The 19,747-nt window shown below is 70.5% G+C and carries 22 protein-coding genes; 12 read left to right on the top strand and 10 right to left on the bottom strand.

Annotated features, from left to right (window positions below; translation table 11 throughout):
• Positions 1 to 34: 34 nt before the first annotated feature.
• Positions 35 to 580, bottom strand: coding sequence for a Uma2 family endonuclease (locus AC4BEG_RS25270; protein WP_490702035.1), 546 nt, complete (start codon positions 578 to 580; stop codon positions 35 to 37).
• A gap of 153 nt (positions 581 to 733) precedes the next feature.
• Here AC4BEG_RS25270 and AC4BEG_RS25265 point away from each other — a divergent pair, with 153 nt between their 5' ends.
• A complete protein-coding gene (locus AC4BEG_RS25265; protein ID WP_490702034.1) occupies positions 734 to 1,531 on the top strand; it encodes a site-2 protease family protein in 798 nt (265 codons plus the stop codon).
• Positions 1,532 to 1,559: 28 nt separating this feature from the next.
• Here the strand turns inward: AC4BEG_RS25265 and AC4BEG_RS25260 are convergent, their stop codons facing one another.
• The 6 genes from AC4BEG_RS25260 to AC4BEG_RS25235 form a co-directional block, all read right to left on the bottom strand.
• Positions 1,560 to 1,751, bottom strand: a complete 192-nt coding sequence (locus tag AC4BEG_RS25260) for a hypothetical protein (RefSeq protein WP_490702033.1) — start codon at positions 1,749 to 1,751, stop codon at positions 1,560 to 1,562.
• A 113-nt stretch (positions 1,752 to 1,864) separates the two neighbouring features.
• Positions 1,865 to 2,602, bottom strand: coding sequence for an NADPH-dependent F420 reductase (gene npdG / locus AC4BEG_RS25255; RefSeq protein WP_490702032.1), 738 nt, complete (start codon positions 2,600 to 2,602; stop codon positions 1,865 to 1,867).
• 24 nt (positions 2,603 to 2,626) lie between these two features.
• Positions 2,627 to 3,586 (bottom strand): carbohydrate ABC transporter permease, encoded by a 960-nt coding sequence (locus AC4BEG_RS25250; RefSeq protein WP_490702031.1) that lies wholly within the window; start codon positions 3,584 to 3,586, stop codon positions 2,627 to 2,629.
• Positions 3,583 to 4,503, bottom strand: a complete 921-nt coding sequence (locus tag AC4BEG_RS25245) for a carbohydrate ABC transporter permease (RefSeq protein WP_490702030.1) — start codon at positions 4,501 to 4,503, stop codon at positions 3,583 to 3,585. Before AC4BEG_RS25245 ends, AC4BEG_RS25250 begins: the two co-directional genes overlap by 4 nt.
• Positions 4,500 to 5,840: an ABC transporter substrate-binding protein gene (locus AC4BEG_RS25240; protein ID WP_490702029.1), complete on the bottom strand. Its 1,341-nt coding sequence runs from the start codon at positions 5,838 to 5,840 to the stop codon at positions 4,500 to 4,502. Before AC4BEG_RS25240 ends, AC4BEG_RS25245 begins: the two co-directional genes overlap by 4 nt.
• Positions 5,837 to 6,961 (bottom strand): sialidase family protein, encoded by a 1,125-nt coding sequence (locus AC4BEG_RS25235; RefSeq protein WP_490702028.1) that lies wholly within the window; start codon positions 6,959 to 6,961, stop codon positions 5,837 to 5,839. Before AC4BEG_RS25235 ends, AC4BEG_RS25240 begins: the two co-directional genes overlap by 4 nt.
• Before the next feature lie 285 nt (positions 6,962 to 7,246).
• Between AC4BEG_RS25235 and AC4BEG_RS25230 the strand changes: the two genes are divergently transcribed.
• Genes AC4BEG_RS25230 through AC4BEG_RS25220 form a run of 3 tightly spaced genes read left to right on the top strand, consistent with a single transcriptional unit; the run spans position 7,247 to position 9,453 of the window.
• The gene (locus tag AC4BEG_RS25230; protein WP_490702027.1) at positions 7,247 to 7,447 is read left to right on the top strand and encodes a DUF5708 family protein; all 201 of its coding nucleotides are present in this window, start codon (positions 7,247 to 7,249) and stop codon (positions 7,445 to 7,447) included.
• 54 nt (positions 7,448 to 7,501) lie between these two features.
• Entirely contained in the window at positions 7,502 to 8,107 is a 606-nt protein-coding gene (locus AC4BEG_RS25225; RefSeq protein WP_490702026.1) for a hypothetical protein, read from the top strand.
• A gap of 56 nt (positions 8,108 to 8,163) precedes the next feature.
• Complete coding sequence (locus AC4BEG_RS25220) at positions 8,164 to 9,453, top strand: MFS transporter (protein WP_490702025.1); 1,290 nt, start codon at positions 8,164 to 8,166, stop codon at positions 9,451 to 9,453.
• A 35-nt stretch (positions 9,454 to 9,488) separates the two neighbouring features.
• Here the strand turns inward: AC4BEG_RS25220 and AC4BEG_RS25215 are convergent, their stop codons facing one another.
• Entirely contained in the window at positions 9,489 to 9,707 is a 219-nt protein-coding gene (locus AC4BEG_RS25215; RefSeq protein ID WP_490702024.1) for a hypothetical protein, read from the bottom strand.
• 91 nt (positions 9,708 to 9,798) lie between these two features.
• Between AC4BEG_RS25215 and map the strand changes: the two genes are divergently transcribed.
• The 6 genes from map (at position 9,799) to AC4BEG_RS25185 (ending at position 15,985) form a co-directional block, all read left to right on the top strand.
• Entirely contained in the window at positions 9,799 to 10,656 is an 858-nt protein-coding gene (gene map / locus AC4BEG_RS25210; RefSeq protein WP_490702023.1) for a type I methionyl aminopeptidase, read from the top strand.
• 144 nt (positions 10,657 to 10,800) lie between these two features.
• Positions 10,801 to 11,469 (top strand): biliverdin-producing heme oxygenase, encoded by a 669-nt coding sequence (locus AC4BEG_RS25205; RefSeq protein ID WP_490702022.1) that lies wholly within the window; start codon positions 10,801 to 10,803, stop codon positions 11,467 to 11,469.
• A 215-nt stretch (positions 11,470 to 11,684) separates the two neighbouring features.
• A complete protein-coding gene (efeO, locus tag AC4BEG_RS25200) occupies positions 11,685 to 12,818 on the top strand; it encodes an iron uptake system protein EfeO (RefSeq protein ID WP_490702021.1) in 1,134 nt (377 codons plus the stop codon).
• A 52-nt stretch (positions 12,819 to 12,870) separates the two neighbouring features.
• Positions 12,871 to 14,130, top strand: coding sequence for an iron uptake transporter deferrochelatase/peroxidase subunit (gene efeB, locus AC4BEG_RS25195; RefSeq protein WP_490702020.1), 1,260 nt, complete (start codon positions 12,871 to 12,873; stop codon positions 14,128 to 14,130).
• Positions 14,131 to 14,157: 27 nt separating this feature from the next.
• Positions 14,158 to 15,129, top strand: a complete 972-nt coding sequence (gene efeU / locus AC4BEG_RS25190; RefSeq protein WP_490702019.1) for an iron uptake transporter permease EfeU — start codon at positions 14,158 to 14,160, stop codon at positions 15,127 to 15,129.
• A complete protein-coding gene (locus tag AC4BEG_RS25185) occupies positions 15,050 to 15,985 on the top strand; it encodes an SCO2278 family lipoprotein (RefSeq protein WP_490707182.1) in 936 nt (311 codons plus the stop codon). The genes efeU and AC4BEG_RS25185 overlap by 80 nt, the downstream gene beginning before the upstream one ends.
• Positions 15,986 to 16,146: 161 nt before the next feature.
• Here AC4BEG_RS25185 and AC4BEG_RS25180 read toward each other — a convergent pair whose 3' ends face one another.
• The gene (locus AC4BEG_RS25180; protein WP_490702018.1) at positions 16,147 to 16,884 is read right to left on the bottom strand and encodes a bifunctional DNA primase/polymerase; all 738 of its coding nucleotides are present in this window, start codon (positions 16,882 to 16,884) and stop codon (positions 16,147 to 16,149) included.
• A gap of 169 nt (positions 16,885 to 17,053) precedes the next feature.
• On the opposite strand from AC4BEG_RS25180, the gene AC4BEG_RS25175 reads away from it, so the two are divergent.
• A complete protein-coding gene (locus tag AC4BEG_RS25175; RefSeq protein ID WP_490702017.1) occupies positions 17,054 to 17,989 on the top strand; it encodes a glycerophosphodiester phosphodiesterase in 936 nt (311 codons plus the stop codon).
• Positions 17,990 to 18,010: 21 nt separating this feature from the next.
• Here the strand turns inward: AC4BEG_RS25175 and AC4BEG_RS25170 are convergent, their stop codons facing one another.
• Positions 18,011 to 18,628 carry a TetR/AcrR family transcriptional regulator gene (locus AC4BEG_RS25170; protein ID WP_490702016.1) on the bottom strand — a complete coding sequence of 206 codons (618 nt, stop codon included), beginning with the start codon at positions 18,626 to 18,628 and terminating at the stop codon, positions 18,011 to 18,013.
• A 111-nt stretch (positions 18,629 to 18,739) separates the two neighbouring features.
• Here AC4BEG_RS25170 and AC4BEG_RS25165 point away from each other — a divergent pair, with 111 nt between their 5' ends.
• Positions 18,740 to 19,747 (top strand): small ribosomal subunit Rsm22 family protein, encoded by a 1,008-nt coding sequence (locus tag AC4BEG_RS25165; RefSeq protein ID WP_490702015.1) that lies wholly within the window; start codon positions 18,740 to 18,742, stop codon positions 19,745 to 19,747.

Genomic DNA, 19,747 nt, shown 5'->3' with positions numbered 1-19,747 from the left:
TCTGGTCGATGCCCCGCGCGGCCGGACGTCAGCCTCAGACCCTCATGAACTGCGATGAGTCGAGAACGAGCGTCTGGTCCTCCACCGGAATCTCGATCTTCTCGCCGAAGGTGCCGGACACGGAGTGCTGATAGCTCCCGTTCTCGGGGCGGGTGAGCAGCGTCCAGCGGGCGGTGAGCACATTGACCACCAAGTACGCCTCGATACGGCGCAGTGCGTAATGGTCGGACTTCGTGCTGTAGTCCCGCTCGGCGCTCTCCGGAGAGACGACCTCGATGACGAAGCGGAGCAGGTCTTCCGGAAGCTTGCTGTCGCGCGGAAGCACCTTGTCGCTCGGCACGGCCGACACATCCGGCTCCGGACTGTAGCCCTCCCGGGGCGGTACCACTTTGAACTCTCCGACCGCTGTCCAGCCCGGCAGGCTCTGCTCGATCTGGCCGGCAATGCGCCGCTGCGTCGTCCAGTGCGCTTGGGTGATGGGTACCAACGTCAGTCCGTTCCTGGTCAGCCGCAGCCGCATGCTCCGGGGCAGCCGAATCTGCTCCTCCAGATCCACCGCCCTGTCCTCCGCGATCGTCATGTTTCCTCCCTGGCCAGGTTGGTCCCAGACTAGCCGCTGGCCACCCCACCCATGTGGCGCCGATCACCCCTGTTCCCCCTTGCCCGGAACTATGCGCACACTGGTCATCGTTCTATCGCCAGTGATCATCACCCCGTACGGAGAGCCCACCCGATGACCACCGCAGTCAGCCGCCGCGAACGGCGGATCAGCCCTGTCTTTCTCGGGCTGGTCGCGATCATGTGCGTATCCGCGTGGGCGGTGTGGACGGACTACTCCGCGAGCCCCGGTTTTGCCGTCTTCCTGTTCGTCGTCTCCGGCTGGATCGTCTCGCTGTGTCTGCACGAGTACGCGCATGCCCGCACCGCGCTGCACGGTGGTGATCTGTCCGTCGGGGCGAAGGGCTATCTGACCCTGAACCCGCTGAAGTACACCCATGTCGCGCTGAGCATCGTGCTGCCCGTCATCTTCGTGATCATGGGCGGGATCGGGCTGCCGGGCGGGGCGGTGTTCATCGAGCAGCACCGGATCCGGGGGCGCTGGAAGCACAGTCTGATATCGGCGGCCGGGCCGCTCACCAATGTGCTGTTCGCCGCCGTACTGACCGCGCCGTTCTGGCTGGGCGCGGTGGACCGGGTGCCGGAGGTCTTCCGTTACGCGCTGGCGTTCCTGGCGCTGCTCCAGGTCACCGCGGCGATCCTGAACTCACTGCCGGTGCCGGGTCTGGACGGCTACGGAGTGATCGAGCCCTGGCTGTCGTACCGGGTGCGGCGGCAGGTGGAGCCGTACGCGCCGTTCGGGCTGCTCGCGGTCTTCGGGGTGCTGTGGATCCCGGAGGTCAACGAGGGCTTCTTCCACGCGGTGGACGCGATCATGGGGGCGCTGGGGGTGACCGAATGGGACACCTACTGGGGTCAGGAGTTCTTCCGGTTCTGGCAGGGCGAGCCCCAGTTCCCCGGAGTCGGCGTCTAGCGGGGATCAGCCCACAGCACCTGGCGCGTCAGCCGGTGACCTCACGCGCCGCGGCCCGGTCCATCCGCGCCTTGCGCACGTAGTACCAGGTCATGTTGGACGAGACGCCCGCGAGCAGGATCCACACCACCCCCAGGAAGCTGCCCCGGGCGAAGGACACCACGGCCGCGGCGATGGCGAGGACGCAGACGACGAAGGCGTAGATCGCGAGGCGGGGCATGGGGTGAGGCTCCTGTCGGGGGGTGTTCTCGGCTTCCCGGACATTGTCCCCCATGCCCCCTCGCTTCAGGTGCGGCAGCCCGCCGCGCACGGCGGAGGGCCGCCCGCGACCGCTCAGATGTCCGTGACGCGCAGCCCCGCATGGGCCTTGTAGCGGCGGTTGACCGAGATCAGGTTTGCCACCAGCGACTCGACCTGGTGGGCGTTGCGCAGCCGTCCGGCGAAGACCCCCCGCATCCCGGGGATCCGCGCGGCCAGGGCCTGGACCACATCGGTGTCCGCGCGGGACTCGCCCAGCACCATCACATCGGTGTCGATCCGCTCGATCGCCGGGTCCTGGAGCAGGACGGCCGACAGATGGTGGAACGCGGCGGTGACCCGGGAGTCCGGCAGCAGCGCGGCGGCCTGCTCGGCAGCGCTGCCCTCCTCCGGCTTCAGGGCGAACGCGCCCTTCTTGTCGAAGCCCAGCGGGTTGACGCAGTCGACGACCAGCTTGCCGCTGAGCTCCTCGCGCAGCGACTCCAGTGTCTTGGCATGGCCCTCCCACGGCACGGCGACGATCACGATGTCGCTGCGCCGGGCGCATTCGGCGTTGTCGGCGCCCTCGACGCCCAGTCCGGCGCCACCCAACTCCTCGGCGGCGGTCTGCGCGCGCTCGGCGGCGCGCGAGCCGATGATCACCTTCTGGCCCGCTCGGGCCAGCCGGTAGGCGAGGCCGCGGCCCTGGTCACCGGTGCCGCCGAGGACGCCGACGACCAGGCCGGACACATCGGGGAGGTCCCAGGGGTCCTTGGCGGGGGCCTTCTTCGCGGGGGCGGTGGTCTCGGGCGGCGCACCATCAGAAGTAGTCATGACAGTGATACTGTCACGCCCTTCTCACGCCTTCACGCTCCCCTCGGTCAGCCCGGTGCGCCAGTACCGCTGGAGCACACCCATCAGCACCATCAGCGGCAGAACGGACAGCAGCGCACCGCCCACCGTGTACTGGTACAGCTCCGGCTGCCGGTCGGCGTAGCCCTGCCAGGAGGTCAGGCCCAGCTGGATCGGATAGAGATCGGAGTCCGAGAGCATCACCAGCGGCAGGAAGAAGTTGTTCCAGATGTGCACGAACTGGAAGAGGAAGACGGTGACCAGGGCCGGGGTCATCAGCCGCAGCCCCAGGGTGGAGAAGATCCGGGCCTCCCCCGCGCCGTCGATCCGGGCCGCCTCCAGCAGCGAGTCGGGGACGGCGGCGGCCGCGTAGATCCGGCACAGATAGACGCCGAAGGGGCTGACGACGCTCGGGATGAGCACCGCCGCATAGGTGTTGGCCAAGCCCATCTCGCTGAACAGCAGATACAGCGGCAGGGCCAGCGCGGTGCCGGGGATGAGCACTCCGGCGAGCACCACGTTGAAGATCCCCTCTCGGCCGGGGAAGCGGTACTTGGCCAGGGCGTAGCCCGCGGCGGCCGACAGCAGGGTGGCGACGAGCGCGCCGACGCCCGCGTACATCAGGCTGTTGAGGAACCAGCGGACGTAGATGCCGTCGTCGTAGCCGACCACCTGGTGGAGATTGTCCAGCGGGTGGGGGTCATGGAACCAGAAGCCGAAGGTGCCGAAGAGGTCACTGCTGGACTTGGTGGCCGAGACCGCCAGCCAGTAGACGGGGGTGAGGAAGTACAGGGCGGCGATGGTGAGCAGCGAGACGGTGATGATCCGGTGCCGCAGCGGAGGCCGCCGGCCTCCGCTCCGCCGCCCTCCGTTCCGGCGGCCCCGGCGACGGCCCTTTGCGCGCGGGCCACGGTCCGCCCCGGGGGTGCCATCGGCCGGGAGGTCCTCGGTGAGCTGGGTGGTCACCTGCTCTCGCCGTCCTTTCCGCGCTGTCCCACCAGTCGGAGGAAGCCGAAGGACAGCACACACGCCACCAGGGCGAGGAGCACCGCCTCCGCCGCCGCGATGTGCTGGTTGTTGCTGGTGAACGCCTCGTTGTAGGCGGCCAGATTGGGGGTGTAGCCGGAGTCGATGGAGTTGCTGAGCGGTTTGAGCACCTTGGGTTCGGCGAAGAGCTGAAGGGTGCCGATCAGGCTGAAGACGGTGGTGAGCACCAGCGCGGGCCGGATCAGCGGCAGTTTGATGTGCCGGGCCACCTGCCAGGCACCGGCCCCGTCGATCCGCGCGGCCTCGTACAGCTCGCCCGGGACGGCCTTCAGCTGGGCGATCAGCACCAGCATGTTGTAGCCGGTGAACTGCCAGGTGACGATATTGGCGATGGACCACAGCACAGTGGAGCGGCCCAGGAAGTCGACGTCCCAGCCGACCGAGTGGGCCATCTCCACCAGCGGGCTGATCCCCGGTACGTAGAGGAAGCCCCACAGGATCGACGCGATCACCCCGGGGACGCCGTACGGCAGGAAGAAGGCGGTCCGGAAGAAGCCGACCCAGCGCGCGGACGCCGCCTCCAGCAGCAGGGCGAGCGCGGTGGCGAAGGCGATCATCAGCGGGATCTGGACCGCGCCGAAGAGCAGCACCCTGCCGAATCCGGCGGTGAAGCGGTCGTCCTCCAGTGCGTGCGCGTAGTTGGAGAAGCCCGCCCACACTTCTGTGCTCTCGCCGCCGAGGCCGAGCGCGCCGGTGCGCTCGACCTTCAGCATGCTCTCGTAGAGGGCGTAGCCGATGGGCGCGATGAAGCAGAGGAGGAACAGCGCGAGGAAAGGCAGCAGGAATCCGGCCGCCGCCCGCGCGCCGCGGAGCTCGGTCCGGCTGGGCCGTTTCACCCGGCCGCCACCTTCAGGCCCTTTTCCTTCAAGTCCCTGACCGTCTCGCCCTGCACCTTCCGCAGCACCGAACGGAAGCTGCCGCCGCTGCCGATGGCCGCGGTGAAGGCGTCGCCGAGCCGCTGATAGAGGGTGTCGGTGGCCGGGCCCCAACGCCAGCTGGTGTCCACACCCTTGCTCGCCTCGGCGAACACCTCGCTGTACTCCTGGCCGTCGAAGAAGTCCTTGTGGACGTCGAGGTCGGAGGTGGCGTAGCCCTTCTTGGCGGCGGGGGTGCCATAGCCGTTCTCGATCAGGAGCTTGATCGACTCAGGATCGGTGTTGAGCCAGATCGCGAACTCCAGCGCGTCCTTGGGGTACGCGCTCTTGGCGAAGACGGCGGTGGTGGAGCCGCCCCAGTTGGCGTAGGCGTGGTCGCCCTTCTTCCACTGCGGCATGGGCACCACCCGCCACTTGCCTGCCGTTCTGGGCGCGTTGCCGACGAGTAACGCGTCCCCCCAGCTGGCGCCGAGCCAGGAGGCCATCGCCCCGGTCTGGACATCCTTGTACCAGGCGTTCTGCCGGTCCGGAATGGTCTTGATCAGCTTCCGCCGGACCAGGTCGTGCCAGTAGTCGGCGACCTTCCGGGTGGGCTCGTCGTCGATGGAGACGATCCAGGTGTCGCCCTCGGTGCCGAACCAGCGCGCCCCGGCCTGCCAGGCCAGCCCCGCGAAGCGATTGCCGTTGGTGGCCGAGAAGGTCTCGATCCAGGCGCCCTTCTTACGGATCGCCTCGGCGGCGTCGGCGTACTCCTCCCAGGTGGCGGGCGGTTCCACGGCCCACTTCTCGAAGAGGTCCTGGCGGATGAACAGGCCCATCGGCCCCGACGCCTGCGGAACGGCGTACACGGCCTTACCGAAGACGGACTGCTGCCACTGCCAGCCGATGAACTCGCCCTTGCTCCGCGCGATCCCGTATTTCGTCAGGTCCAGCAGTCCGTTGTCGATGAGGAAGCTGGGCACGACCGGGTACTCGATCTGGCCGAGGTCCGGCGGATTGCCCGCCTTGATGGCGGCGTGCATCTTGGCGTACTGGGCGCCGTCGACGGCCGAGACCTTCTCGACCTTGACCTGTACCTCGGGGTTCTCGCGGTTCCACAGGGCGACGGGCTTGTCGATGCCCGGCACCCAGGACCAGAAGGTGAGCGTGATCTTCTCTCCCTTCTTACGGCCCTCGGGCTTGTCGCCGTCGTCGTCCGAACCACAGCCCGCGAGGGCGAACCCGGCGGCCGTGGCGGCCGCGCCACCGAGGACGGCGCGGCGCGGGGTTCCGTACCCCTGTGTGTCTGATGTGCTCATACCAGCTCCTCCATCGGAATGCGCCGGAATGTGATGGTCGAGTAGGCGCTGAAGTCGCCGGTCTCGTAGAGCAGTCCGACCGTGCGATCGTCGAGCCGGACCAGATCCGAATAGGCGGCGGGCAGCCCGTCCACGGTGTGCGCCGGGCGCCAGGTGACACCGCCGTCCCGACTGGCGCGCACCGTCATCAGCGCCCGGTACCCGGGGTCGGCCGGGCCGGAGTACAGCAGGACGTCCGGGGTGCCCAGATGCAGCACACAGCCCTCGACGACGGGGGTGACCAGACCGGCCTGCGGCCGGAACGGGGTGGTCAGGGTGGCGCCGCCGTCGAGCGAGCAGGCGTCGGCGCGGGTGCCGGGGGCGGTGGCGTCGGTACGGGTATTGAAGTAGATCCGGCCGTCGGGGAGTTCGGCGGCGGTCGTCTCGTTGACGTTGACGTAGCCGTCGGGGTTGTCGTCCACGTACCCGATCCGCCAGGTCTCGCCCTCGTCATCGCTGAGCAGCGCGTGTCCGCCGTTGTAGCGGCCCTCGGTGCCGTCGTCGCCGGGGACGGTCGGTGGCAGCGAGTGGTTGGCCGGGACCACGATCCGGCCCGCGTACGGGCCCTGGCACAGCTGGAGGGCGTGGCCGGGGGCGGTGGCGTACCACCGCCACTCCGGCCGTTTGGTCTGCTGGGTGATCTCGCGGGGCGGGCTCCAGCCGGCGCCGTCGTCGTCGCTGTGGGCGATCCACACCCGTCGTCCGTCGGCCGCGGACACCTCACCGCGCCGGATCCGGTCCTCGGCGGCGGAGGCGGCGCTGTGCACCCGCACCAGCAGGACGCGGCCGTCGTGGGCGCCGCCGGTGAGCACGACGGGGGCCGGATTGCCCGCCGTACCGCCGCCGTTGCGCGCGACGACCTGTAACGCGCTCCAGGTGCGCCCGCCATCGGCCGATCGCTTGACCACCAGGTCGATGTCCCCGTGGTCGGCGGAGGAGCCCACTCGCCCCTCGGCGAAGGCGAGCAGGGTCCCCGCGCGGGTCAGCACCACCGCCGGAATCCGGTAGCTCGCGTATCCCCCGGTCCCCGCCCGGTAGGGCACGGACACCTCGTACGGGCAGCCTGCCGCACCGCTTGCCATCAGCCCTCCCGATGCCCCGTCGCAATCGAGTGCCGAGCCAGAAAAATGGGACGTAGGACGTCCCTTGTGTGCGGCGACCATAGGGTTTGTCCAACAGAGCGTCAAGAGACGGCACATGAACAGTTGGAGATGGCGCGGCCGAGAAGGAAAGGCCAGGGGGATCGCCCGTCCTCCGAACGATGGACGGCGGGCCGTGATGATCTCCTTCGCGAGGCCGAGGAGCGGGTCGCGGCGCGGCCATAGCGTGAATCCGTTCCGATCCCCACTGCTCGAAGGACCGTCACCATGGCCCCGGCCCCCAAGAACTTCGTCGAAGGCGCCCTCACGCTCGCCGGTGGAGCGATCCTGTGGCTGCTGGACGGGGAACTCGACATCCCGTTCGTCAACGAGGTCAAGACCGCGATGGTGGTGGGCTGCGTCGGCGTGGTCCAACTGCTCTACGCCGGCTATCTGGGCCTGAACGGAAGCCGCCGCTCGAAGGGGTGACGCCCGCGCGAACCGGCTCCGCCGCACCGCGCGCCCCGGCAAGATGCGGATGCCATGGACGCCGTACGGGTCGCGCTGCTGCGCGAAGTGCTCGCCGGGACCGAGTGGTTGCAGAGCACCCGCCGCTTCGCCGGGTCGCTACGGGCCTCGGTGGGGCCCCGGGAGGGCGGGCTGCTGCTGGTCGGCAGCGAGGAGTACGAACCCTGGCACCTGGCCGCGCACCTCGACGACGAGGCCGGCTGGTCCGGCCTGCCCGAGCTGTCTCCCACCCTGGTGCGCCACCGGGTGCCGGACGGCCCGGTCCCCGCGCATCTGGCGGTGGGTCTTGGACGGCTGGAGGCCGCCGGGCGCGGTGAGACCCTGCTGGTCGTCGCGCCGGGCGAGCCCGGGGCCGGGCTGCTGGAGCGGGTGCACGACGCGCGCCGGGGCGGCGCGACCGTACTCGCCCTCGACGGCGGTGACACCGAACTGCACACCCTGGCCCATGACGCACTGGGCGTACCGGAGGGCGCCGGGCTCGACCTGGACACCGTCCAGCACCTGGTGAGCGCGGCGGCCGGGGAGAACAGCCTCCCCGCAAGGCCCGGCCGCCGCCGGTTCCGCGACCGGCTGGCACGGCTCGCCGAACAGCTGACGGCCCCGCCACCGCCCCGCTGGTGACGCCGCGGATTTATTGGGTTGCCCGGCCGGCGGGACCGAGCGGACGATGAACTCTCATGACCCCCACGGACGATCGAGCGCGCAAGCGCGCCCTCCTCCCCGACCTCGCGCCCTGGCGTTCCTCCCGCGACTTCCGGCTGATGTGGACCGCCGGGATGGTGACCGCCTTCGGCAGCTTTCTGACGATGGTGGCGCTGCCCCTCCAGATCAAGGAGCTGACCGGTTCGGCCTTCGCGGTCGGCGCCATCGGGGCGGTCGAACTGGTGCCGCTGGTCGTCTTCGGGCTCTACGGCGGGGCGCTCGCGGACGCCCTGGACCGCCGGAAGCTGATCCTGCTCACCGAGGCCGGACTCGGTGTACTCGCCGCCGTCCTGCTGGTCAACAGCCTGCTGCCGGGACCGATGCTCTGGCCGCTGTACGCCGTCGCGGGGCTCACCAGCGCGCTCGTCGGCCTCCAACGCCCGGCCATCGACGCGGTCACGGCCCGGATCGTGCCGCACGACCAGCTCACGGCCGCAGCCGCGCTCAACTCGATCCGCTGGCAGCTGTCGGCCATCGCGGGCCCCTCGCTCGCCGGTGTGGTCGTGGCGTACGCCGGGCTGCCGTTCGCCTACGGCCTCGATCTGCTCACCTTCGCCGTCTCGCTGCTGCTCGCCTTCGGGCTGTCCCCGGCGCCGCCCGCCCATGACGCCGAGAAGCCGTCGCTGCGCGCCATCGGCGAGGGCGCGCGCTACGCCTGGCGGCGCAAGGAACTGCTGGGCACCTACGCGGTGGACATGACCGCGATGTTCTTCGCCTTCCCGAACGCGATCTTCCCGTTCCTCGCCGACGATCTGGACGCGCCCTGGGCACTGGGCCTGATGTACGCGGCGGGGTCGGTCGGTTCGGTGGTGGTCAGCCTCACCAGCGGCTGGGCGACCCGGATCCACCGGCACGGCCGGATGGTGGTGCTGGGCGCCGCGGTATGGGGGCTGGCGATGGCCGCGGCGGGCTGGCTGGGCAACGTCTGGCTGGTGCTGCTGTGCCTGGCGGTGGCGGGCGGTGGCGACATGGTCAGCGGGCTGTTCCGCGCCACCCTGTGGAACCAGACCATCCCCGACCGGCTCCGGGGCCGGCTGGCCGGTATCGAGCTGCTGTCCTACGCGACCGGGCCGCAGCTGGGCCAGGTCCGGGCGGGTACGGTCGCCGGGCTCACGGGGGTGCGGGCGGCGGTGTGGTCGGGCGGCGCGGCGTGTGTGGTGTCCGTGGGCCTGCTGGCGCTGACCCTGCCGCGGCTGATGACGTACGACGCCCGCACCGACGAACACGCCCGCCAGGTGCGCGAGGCCGCCCCCGCACCGGCCTGAGCCCGACCGGGATGCGAGGGCGGGGAGTCAGGGAGTCAGTCTTCGCGTGGCTCGTCCTGCCAGCGGGGGTCGTTTTGCCACTCCTCGTTCCGCTCGCGCGCGGTCTCCATCGCGTGACCGGCCTCCTCACGGGTGGCGTACGGCCCCATGCGGTCGGCGGCGCGGCACTCCGGGCCCTCCTCGACCGTGCCGTGCTTGAGGCAGTAGTACCACTCGCCCGGCTTGCCCGCGGCTCTCTTCCTGAACAGTGCCATCCCGCTCTCCGTTCTCCGCGCGCTCCGTCGCGCACCGTGGCGCCGACCTTGCCGCCATGCTGCCCGATGCGCCGCCGATACACTCGCTGATATGTCTGGCCAGTCGCTTCTTGTCCCGGGGACGCTCTCCCCCACCCGCCCCGTTCCCGCCTCGATCCCGCGGCCCGAGTACGTCGGGAAGGAGGGCCCGACTCCGTACGAGGGGCCCGAGGTCCAGGACGCCGAGACGATCGAGAAGATGCGGATCGCGGGGCGGATCGCCGCGCGTGCCATGGCGGAGGCCGCGAAGCTGATCGAGCCCGGTGTCACCACGGACGAACTGGACCGGGTGGCGCACGAGTACATGTGCGACCACGGCGCCTATCCGTCGACGCTGGGCTACCGCGGCTTCCCCAAGTCGCTGTGCTCCTCGCTCAACGAGGTCATCTGCCACGGCATCCCGGACAGCACCGTGCTGCGCGACGGCGACATCGTGAACCTCGACGTCACCGCCTACATCGGCGGGGTGCACGGGGACAACAACGCCACCTATCTGTGCGGTGAGGTGGACGAGGAGTCGCGGCTGCTGGTGGAGCGGACGCGGGAGTCCCTCAACCGCGCGATCAAGGCGGTCAAGCCGGGCCGCCGGATCAACATCATCGGCCGGGTCATCGAGTCGTACGCCAAGCGCTTCGGCTACGGCGTGGTCCGCGACTTCACCGGCCACGGCATCAACACCTCGTTCCACTCGGGCCTGATCGTGCCGCACTACGACAGCCCGCACCACACGACCGAGATCAAGCCGGGGATGACCTTCACCATCGAGCCGATGCTGACGCTGGGCACCCATGAGTACGACCTGTGGGAGGACGGCTGGACGGTGGTCACCAAGGACCGCAGGCGGACAGCGCAGTTCGAGCACACGCTGGTAGTGACAGAGACGGGCGCGGAGATCCTGACCCTGCCGTGACCCCGGCCCCGCCGGAAGCGGGTGGCGGGCGGCGGAAGCTACGCGTCGAGGTTTCCCGACAGCCTGTCGGGAAAGTATTGACGTGAGCGAGCTCCACGACTTAGGTAAGCCTAACCTATCCGCATTGGTACCCGGAGGTCCACCGTGGACGCCGTACCCGCCGCCCCCGCCCCGTTCTCGACCCTCCTCACCACCGCCTCGCACGCGGCGCACAACGAGGTCAAGAACTCGACGTTCATGAGCGACCTGCTCGGGGGCCGCCTCGGGGTGGCGGCCTACCGCCGCTACACCGAGCAGCTGTGGTTCGTCTACCACGCACTGGAGTCCGCGCCCGAGGCTCTGGCGGCGGATCCGGTGACGGGACCGTTCATCCGGCCCGAACTGGCCCGCATGGCCGCGCTGGAGCGCGATCTGTCCCATCTCGGCGGCCCGGACTGGCGCGCGGGACTGTCCCCGTTGACCGCCACGCGGGCGTACGCGGACCGGGTTCGGTGGTGCGTTCGTGAGTGGCCCGGGGGCTATGTCGCCCACCACTACACCCGCTATCTCGGCGATCTGTCCGGCGGCCAGATCATCCGGGGCACGGCGGAGAAGTACTGGGGGTTCGCGCGCAAGGGCGACGGGGTGCGGTTCTACGTCTTCGAGGCGATCGGCAACCCGGCCGCCTTCAAGCGGGAGTACCGCGCACTGCTGGACGCGCTGCCGGTGGACGATCTGGAGAAGCAGCGGGTGATCGAGGAGTGCCGGCGCGCGTTCGCGCTGAACATGGCGGTCTTCCGGGAGCTGAGCCGGGAGTTCCCGCTCAGCGCGTAGGAGCTCTCCCCGCGTGCCCGCGCCGCGGACCACGAAACTGTTGGTTCCGCCACGTCGTGACGCGCCACATGGCAAAATCTTTACCTTGTGATAACCAAATCATGAGACTCCATAGGAACTGTGCAGGCAAGCCTCAGTTAAGTTAGGGCAGCCTTATCGGCGCGCCGTGCCGTTTTGTCCGTCCCGTTCCACCCCTGAGCCTGCCTGGAGCCCGTATGCGAGCCGCTCGCACCTCTGTTGTCGCCGCGATATCGGCGCTGACGACGATCACCGCCGTCGCCGGCTGCGCCGAGAAGTCCGACGCCAAGGACTCCGACGCCGTCCAGGTGACCGCCTCCGACAAGAAGTGCGAGGTCTCCAAGACCTCCTTCCCCGCCGGGCACGTCAAGCTGGCCGTGGAGAACAAGGGCTCCAAGGTCACCGAGGTCTATGTGTACGCCCCGGGCGACCGGATCGTCACCGAGCGGGAGAACATCGGCCCCGGCACCAAGACCACGATCAACGCCGAGGTCAAGTCCGGTACCTACGAGATCGCCTGCAAGCCCGGGATGAAGGGCGACGGCATCCGCCAGAAGGTGTCCGCCACCGGCAAGGGCAAGGCCGCCAAGAGCGACCCCAAGCTGGACAAGGCGGTCGCCGCGTACCGCACCTATGTCCAGACCCAGGCCGACGAAACGCTGCCCGCGGTCGAGAAGTTCACCGACGCGGTCAAGAAGGGCGACCTCGAGGCCGCCAAGAAGGCGTACGCGCCCTCCCGTATCGGCTGGGAGCGCACCGAGCCGGTCGCCGAGTCCTTCGGTGACATCGACCCCAAGGTCGATGTGCGCGAGGACGGTCTGGAGAAGGGCCAGAAGTGGACCGGCTGGCACCGGCTCGAGAAGTCCCTGTGGAAGACCAAGAAGATCACCCAGGCCGACAAGGACCTCGCCGACCTGCTGGTGAAGGACCTCAAGGACTGGCAGAAGCGGGTCGGCACCGCCGAGATCACCCCCACCGCCATGGCCAACGGCGCCAAGGAGCTGCTGGACGAGGTGCAGACCGGCAAGGTCACCGGTGAGGAGGAGCGCTACAGCCACACCGACCTGGTGGACTTCCAGGCCAACGTCGAGGGCGCCGAGACCTCGTACACCCTGCTGCGGCCGGTGGCCTCCCAGAAGAAGCCCACCCTGACCAAGGAGCTGGACCAGCAGTTCAAGGCGGTCAAGAAGCTGCTGGACGGCTACCGCAAGGGCGACGGCTTCGTCTCCTACGACACCGTCTCCAAGGCGGAGCGAAAGGAGCTCTCGGACGCGGTCAACGCGCTGGCCGAGCCGCTGTCGCAGCTCGCCGCCGCCGTGGTCGTCAAGTGACCACCGCTGCCGAACACCCATGGAACGCCAACGCGACAGGGAGAAGCCGGACATGACCGACGAGGACGTGACGAGCCCCTCACGCCGCGCCCTGATCGGCTGGGGAGGCGCCGGGCTCGCGCTCGGCGCCGCGGCCGCCGGAGGCACGGCGGCCGCCTTGACCGGCGGCGAGGACAAGACCCGGCCGGTGGCCGACAGCGGTGCCGCGGTGCCGTTCTACGGCACGCACCAGGCGGGTATCGCCACCGCGGTGCAGGACCGGCTGCACTTCGCGGCCTTCGACGTCACCACCGACGACCGCGACGCGCTGATCGCGATGCTGAAGGAGTGGACGAAGGCCGCCGCCCGGATGACCCAGGGCCACGCCGTCGGCGGTGGCGCGGTCAGCGACCTGGCGGAGGCTCCGCCGGACGACACCGGTGAGGCGCTCGGCCTCAAGGCGTCCCGGCTCACCCTCACCATCGGCTTCGGACCGAGCCTGTTCGAGGACAAGAAGGGCAAGGACCGGTTCGGCCTCGCGGGACGCCGTCCCAAGGCCCTGATCGATCTGCCCGCCTTCCCCGGTGACAACCTCGACGCGGCCCGCAGCGACGGCGATCTGTGCGTCCAGGCGTGCGCCGATGATCCACAGGTGGCCGTGCACGCCATCCGCAACCTCGCCCGGATCGGCATGGGTACGGTCGCCATCCGCTGGTCGCAGCTGGGCTTCGGCAAGACGTCCTCGACCACTCCCGAGGCCCAGACCCCGCGCAACATGATGGGCTTCAAGGACGGCACCCGGAACATCTCCGGCACCGACGAGGCGGCCCTGAAGAAGCATGTGTGGGTGGGCGATAAGGCGGGCCCGGACTGGCTGGTGGGCGGCTCCTACCTGGTGGCCCGGCGCATCCGGATGCACATCGAGACCTGGGACCGCACCTCGCTCAAGGAGCAGGAGGACATCTTCGGCCGGGACAAGGGCGAGGGTGCGCCGTACGGCAAGCAGCGTGAGCGGGACGAGCCCAACCTCAAGGCGATGCTGCCCGACGCCCATGTCCGCCTCGCCCACCCGGACTCCAACGGCGGGGTGCGGCTGCTGCGCCGCGGCTACTCCTTCACCGACGGCACCGACGGCCTGGGACGGCTGGACGCCGGTCTGTTCTTCCTGGCCTACCAGCACGACGTACGCAACGGGTTCGTACCGGTGCAGCGCAATCTCGCGCGGCAGGACGCGCTCAACGAGTACATCCAGCACGTGGGTTCGGCGCTGTTCGCCGTTCCGCCGGGCGTCCGGGACAAGGACGACTGGTGGGGCCGGGCGCTGTTCTCCTGAAGGACCCCTGAGAGGAAGGCGAACCTCGTGTTCGGCAACTACCTGATCGGTCTGCGCGAAGGGCTCGAAGCCAGCCTGGTCGTGTGCATCCTGGTCGCCTATCTGGTCAAGACCGAGCGGCGGGACGCCCTGCGGCCGGTGTGGCTGGGGATCGCCACCGCGGTGGCGATCAGCCTGTCCTTCGGCGCGGCGCTGGAGTTCGGTTCGCAGGAGCTGACCTTCGAGGCGCAGGAGGCGCTGGGCGGTTCGCTGTCGCTCATCGCGGTCGCCCTGGTGACCTGGATGGTCTTCTGGATGCGGCGCACCGCCCGCCATCTGAAGGCCGAGCTGCACGGCAAGCTGGACGCCGCGCTGGCGATGGGCACCGGCGCACTGGTGGTCACCGCCTTCCTGGCGGTGGGCCGGGAGGGCCTGGAGACCGCGCTGTTCGTGTGGACGGCGGTCCGGGCGAGCAACAACGGCACCGCGGACCCGCTGATCGGTGTGGTGCTGGGGCTGTTGACCGCGGTGGTGCTGGGCTGGCTGTTCTACCGGGGCGCGCTCCGGATCAACCTGGCGAAGTTCTTCACCTGGACCGGCGGCATGCTGATCGTGGTGGCGGCCGGGGTGCTGGCGTACGGCTTCCACGACCTCCAGGAGGCCGACTTCCTGCCGGGGCTGACCGACCGGGCCTTCGACGTCAGCGCGACGATTCCGCCGGACTCCTGGTACGGCACGCTGCTCAAGGGCGTGTTCAACTTCCAGCCGGACCCGACGTGGCTCCAGGTCACGGTGTGGCTGCTGTATCTGATCCCCACGCTGTTCTTCTTCTTCGCCCCCGGTAGGGTGTCGCCGTCCGCAAGCGCCCCGAAGGAGCCGGAGCCCCATGACACCCAGGCCGCCCCGTCGGCAGACCGCAGTTCGGACGGCCGCGGCGGCACTGGCGCTGGGGACGGCGCTGACCGGGTGCATGACGGTGCACGGCGAACGGGAGAACATTCCGTCGGTGGAAAGGGCTGAGGCGCCCAAGGCGCTCAAGCGGTTCACCGACACCTACAACAAGGCGTACCGCGAGCTGGACCCGTCTCTGGCCAGTCAGGTCCAGACGGGTCCGCTCGAGGCCATCACCACCGCGGATCTCAAGGCCCAGCACGCCAACAAGCCCGGGGGCAATCCGAAGTTCCCGGCGCTGGAGCTGACCGGGGCCCGCTACCGGATCCCGAAGCAGGTGGGCTGGCCCAAGTTCTTCGTCGCGGACACCAACAGCAACCGGGACAACAACCGCTGGCTGTTCGTGTTCACCCGGGCCGGTGCCGACCAGCCGTGGAAGGCCGCGTATCTGTCCATCCTCAGCCAGGACGAGGTGCCGGACCTGGCGACCGACCAGGACGGCTGGGCGCGGCCGGTGGCGGTCCAGGGCCCGGCTCGTCGGCTCGCGACCCGCCCGGACCGGCTGAGCGCCGAGTACACCGACTACTTGATGACGGGCAAGGGCGACATCTTCGCCGACGGTCAGGCGACGTCGGGGATACGGGCGACCCGGAAGAAGTTCCTGCGGACGCCGAAGTTCTGGACCGAGTACATCGACACCGCGGCGCAGGGCGACCGTTACGCCCCGGTGGGGCTGCGCACCCAGGACGGCGGGGCGCTGGTGTTCTTCACCTCCCAGCACCGCCAGAAGCAGACGATGGCCAAGGGTTTCCGGCCCAACCCCGATGCGCAGATCAAGGCGCTGATGACGGGTGAGGCGAAGAAGGCGGTCACGCTGACCCGGGTCGCGGAGTCGGCGGTGCGGGTCCCGGCGAAGGACGCCGCGGACCCCAAGGTGGTGTTCCTCAACCGGCTGGAGGGTGTGACGGCGGCCAAGGGCGAGTGACCCCTCCGGCGCGTCAGCGCTTCGCGCGAAGTGCCGCAGAGTGCCGTCGTTCGTCAGCGGCCGCGTCGTGGCCGGCCGCCCACGCGGCGGAGCCGCACATCGACACAGCCCCGCGCCCCTTCGGGGCGCGACCGGACCGCACCGAGTTTCGGCGAGGCCGCTCAGCGTCCCATCGGCCAGGCCACGTGGTCGTGGTCGTGGCCCTCGTCGGCGTACCGGGCACAGGCGTCGGTCAGCGTCTCGAGCAGCGACAGCGGATCGGGCAGCGGCCGCTCCGGGCCGAGCAGCCAGCCCACATGGCCGTCCGCGGGAAGCCGCGCGGGTGGCATCAGCACATAGCTGCCCCGACAGTGCCAGCGCAGCCCCGGGTGCTCGTCCATGGTCTCGGGGTGGCAGTCCAGCTCACAGGGCCACCACTCGTCCTCATCGTCCGGGGTGCCGCGGGTGGCGGTGAAGAACAGCAGCCGACCCTGCTGGAGATCGGCGCTGCTGGTGGCGACGGGCCCGATCTCGACCCCGGCCTCGCCGAGGGCCTCCAGGGCCTGCCGTCCGGCGTCCGCGGGGACGTCCAGCACATCGTGGACGATGCCGGTGGCGGTGATGAAGTTGGCCTGCGGATCGGCGCGCAGCCATCCGGCGACCTTGTCCGGGTCGGTGGTGGCCTGGGTCTGCCAGGCGAAGGAGACGGGGTGGCGGGCCGGGGTGGGGCAGCCGATGCGGTCACAGGAACAGCCGTAGCCGGACGGGTGGGCGGCCGGCGCGAGCGGGAATCCCGCGGCCGCGGCGGCCATGAGCAGGTCCTCGCGGACGCCCCCGGCGCCCGCTCCCGTGCCGGTATCGCCGCCCGATCCGCTCCTCGGCCGACGCAGCCACTGGGAGAACCTGCCCTTGCGTTCCATCTACCGCCTCGCTTCACCGCCGGTACCGGCGGTACGACCGGTACCCGATCAATGCTGCCACCATCCTGCTCCCGAGGTGGCCGGTGTCCGCATCCGGGGTACGGGAGAGACCCACGTCCGGGTGCCGATATCAGGGCATAACGGATATCTCGCCCTTACCGTTCCGTTTATGATCACCAGGCGCTTTGTGACCGGGATGGCGGTGCTCACCCTGTCGATACCGGTGGCCCTCGCGGCCCACCCCTCCGCGCGGCCGTCCGTGCGCCGCGCCGGCCCGCTGACCACCGCCCCGCTTCCGGAGGCGATACGCCCGCCCCGCGCCCGCCCCGCGATCGTCTACACCGCGCACCGCGGCGGCGCCCTCGAAGAGCCCGAGAACAGCATGTCCGGGCTGACCGCCGCCTTCGTCCGGCAGCACGCCCAGGTCCTGGACTTCGACACCCGCGCGCTGGGGGACGGCACGCTGGTGGTGATCCACGACGCGACGCTGGACCGTACGACGGACCGGACCGGTCCCGTGAAGAACCTCACCGCCGCCGACTGGCAGACCGTACGGCTGCGCCCCGACCCCGCGCTCCCCGGCAGCTGGCGCTCCGAGCGCCCGCCCACCGTCGCCGAGGTGCTGGACCGCTTCGGCGGCCGGACCACGCTGATGGCCGAGGCCAAGGACCCGGAGAGCCTGCCGCGGCTGGCCCGGATGATCCGCGACCGGGGGCTGGTCGGCTCGGTCCTCGTCAACACCAACCACCCCGAGGTGGCCCGGCAGGCCCACGGCATGGGCCTGCGGACCCAGCTGTGGCGGTCCGCCCGCCAGATGGTCACCGATCGGCCGCGCGACTGGCGCGGCTTCGTCGAGCTGCTGGACGTGGACTACCAGGCGCGGGACGCCGATGTGCGGCGGGCCGTCGCCTCGGGCATACCCCAGGTCTGGGCCCACACCGTGAACTCCCCCGGCCAGCGGGACCGGATGCTGCGGCTGGGCTGCGGCGGCATCATCACGGACGCGCCGCAGCGGCTGGGCACCCCGCCCCCGCCGGTACGCGCCTCCGCCGGATGGACCCCCGGACGGGCGGCGCCGGGCGGACCCCCACCCAGCGCACGGTGATCCGCAGCGCACGGTGACTCCCTAGCGCACGGTGATCCCCCGCAGCACCATCTCGACCACGGCGTCGCCGTACTCATGGGTCAGCGGCAGCGTCCGCAGCAGCCAGCGGTGGGCCAGCGGCCCGACGATCAGCTCCAGGGCGATCCGCGGATCGATCGCGGGATCCACCTGCCCCGCGTCCTGTGCGGTGCGCAGCCGCTTCACATAGAGCTGGAGCTGCGGCTCCAGCACCCGGCGGACGAACTCGGCGCCCAGCTCCGCGTTGATCACGGTCTCGGCGGCCAGCGCACGCGACGGGGCGTCGTACTCGGGTGAGTTCAGCTCGTCGACCGTCGCCCGCACCACCGTCTTCAGATCCGCCTCCAGGTCCCCGGTGTCGGGGATCTCGTACACCTCCGCACCGCCCGCCTCCCGGGCGGCGCGCTCCCCGAGCGCCACGAAGGCGTCGAGCAGCACCGCGGCCTTGGAGGGCCACCAGCGGTAGATGGTCTGTTTGCCCACCCCGGCGCGGGCGGCGATGGCCTCGATGGTGAGCTTGGCATAGCCCACCTCGCCGACGAGTCCGATGGCGGCGTCGAGGATCGCGCGGTGCGAGCGCTGGCTGCGGCGGGTGGCGTCGGGGGCTGCTTTGTCGGCCATGACGCCAATCTATCGAAGCGCCGATCCTTTCCGAACCGATACGTATCGTCTCGCACCCGGAAGGACTCGGAAGCGCTCGGAGGCACCGCCCCGGCCGGTAGAATCCGCCCAATGCACGCCCCTCACGCCGCCCCCGCCGACGAGACACTGCGCACCGCGCTCGCCGCACTCCTCGACGGACTGCCGCCCCGCCAGGCGGCACAGGCGGTCGACCGGCTGATCGCCAACTACCGGGGCCGCACCCCCACCGACGCACCCGTCCTGCGCGACCGCTCCGACGTCGCCGCGTACGCCGCCTACCGGATGCCCGCGACCTTCGAGGCGGTCCGCGCCGCCCTCACCGCCTTCCGCGCCCAGGCCCCCGACTGGTCCCCCGCCACCCACATCGACATCGGCGGCGGCACCGGCGCGGCGAGCTGGGCGGTCGCCGCCGCCTGGCCGGACGGCGGCCACACCACCGCCGTCCTGGACTGGGCCGAGCCCGCCCTCGCCCTCGGCCGCGAACTCGCCCGCCACGCCGCCCCGGAGGCGCTGCGTAGCGCCCAGTGGCAGCGCCGGGCCATCGGCGACGGCCTCGGTCTCCCGGACGCGACGGACCTCGTCACGGTCTCGTACGTCCTCGGCGAGCTGACCGAGGCCGACCGGCACGCGGTCGTCGACGAGGCCGCGCGCGCCGCCCAGACCGTGGTGCTGATCGAACCGGGCACCCCCGACGGCTTCGCCCGTATCCGCGAGGCCCGCGACCGGCTCACCGCGGCGGGCCTGCGGCTGGTCGCCCCCTGCCCGCACAGCGCGGCCTGCCCCATCGAACCCGGCGCCGACTGGTGCCACTTCGCCGCGCGCGTCAGCCGCTCCTCCCTCCACCGCCAGGTCAAGGGCGGCTCACTGCCGTACGAGGACGAGAAGTTCGCCTATGTCGCGGCGGCCCGCTTCGCCGCCCCGCCGGCCCCGTCCCGCGTGATCCGCCACCCCCAGACCCGCAAGGGCCAGGTCCTGCTGGACCTGTGCACCGAGGACGAGGGCATGACCCGCCGCACGGTCACCAAACGCCACGGCCCCCTCTACCGCGCGGCCCGCGACGCCTCATGGGGCGACACCTGGCCCCCACAGGACGGCTGA

This window comes from Streptomyces sp. JLBJ103 (genome assembly GCF_058215575.1).
The sequence above is the reverse complement of the archived record's forward strand: the minus strand, read 5'-3'. Positions and strand labels throughout refer to the sequence as shown.

Bases quoted from the DNA above. Each gene is read 5' to 3' on its own strand.
- npdG (WP_490702032.1), bottom strand. From the start codon at position 2,602: ATGACTACTTCTGATGGTGCGCCGCCCGAGACCACCGCCCCCGCGAAG.
- AC4BEG_RS25220 (WP_490702025.1), top strand. From the start codon at position 8,164: ATGACCCCCACGGACGATCGAGCGCGCAAGCGCGCCCTCCTCCCCGAC.
- map (WP_490702023.1), top strand. From the start codon at position 9,799: ATGTCTGGCCAGTCGCTTCTTGTCCCGGGGACGCTCTCCCCCACCCGC.
- AC4BEG_RS25175 (WP_490702017.1), top strand. From the start codon at position 17,054: ATGATCACCAGGCGCTTTGTGACCGGGATGGCGGTGCTCACCCTGTCG.
- AC4BEG_RS25225 (WP_490702026.1), top strand. From the start codon at position 7,502: ATGGACGCCGTACGGGTCGCGCTGCTGCGCGAAGTGCTCGCCGGGACC.
- AC4BEG_RS25240 (WP_490702029.1), bottom strand. From the start codon at position 5,840: ATGAGCACATCAGACACACAGGGGTACGGAACCCCGCGCCGCGCCGTC.
- efeB (WP_490702020.1), top strand. From the start codon at position 12,871: ATGACCGACGAGGACGTGACGAGCCCCTCACGCCGCGCCCTGATCGGC.
- AC4BEG_RS25235 (WP_490702028.1), bottom strand. From the start codon at position 6,961: ATGGCAAGCGGTGCGGCAGGCTGCCCGTACGAGGTGTCCGTGCCCTAC.
- efeO (WP_490702021.1), top strand. From the start codon at position 11,685: ATGCGAGCCGCTCGCACCTCTGTTGTCGCCGCGATATCGGCGCTGACG.
- AC4BEG_RS25260 (WP_490702033.1), bottom strand. From the start codon at position 1,751: ATGCCCCGCCTCGCGATCTACGCCTTCGTCGTCTGCGTCCTCGCCATC.
- AC4BEG_RS25180 (WP_490702018.1), bottom strand. From the start codon at position 16,884: ATGGAACGCAAGGGCAGGTTCTCCCAGTGGCTGCGTCGGCCGAGGAGC.
- AC4BEG_RS25265 (WP_490702034.1), top strand. From the start codon at position 734: ATGACCACCGCAGTCAGCCGCCGCGAACGGCGGATCAGCCCTGTCTTT.
- AC4BEG_RS25165 (WP_490702015.1), top strand. From the start codon at position 18,740: ATGCACGCCCCTCACGCCGCCCCCGCCGACGAGACACTGCGCACCGCG.
- AC4BEG_RS25215 (WP_490702024.1), bottom strand. From the start codon at position 9,707: ATGGCACTGTTCAGGAAGAGAGCCGCGGGCAAGCCGGGCGAGTGGTAC.
- AC4BEG_RS25270 (WP_490702035.1), bottom strand. From the start codon at position 580: ATGACGATCGCGGAGGACAGGGCGGTGGATCTGGAGGAGCAGATTCGG.
- AC4BEG_RS25170 (WP_490702016.1), bottom strand. From the start codon at position 18,628: ATGGCCGACAAAGCAGCCCCCGACGCCACCCGCCGCAGCCAGCGCTCG.
- AC4BEG_RS25230 (WP_490702027.1), top strand. From the start codon at position 7,247: ATGGCCCCGGCCCCCAAGAACTTCGTCGAAGGCGCCCTCACGCTCGCC.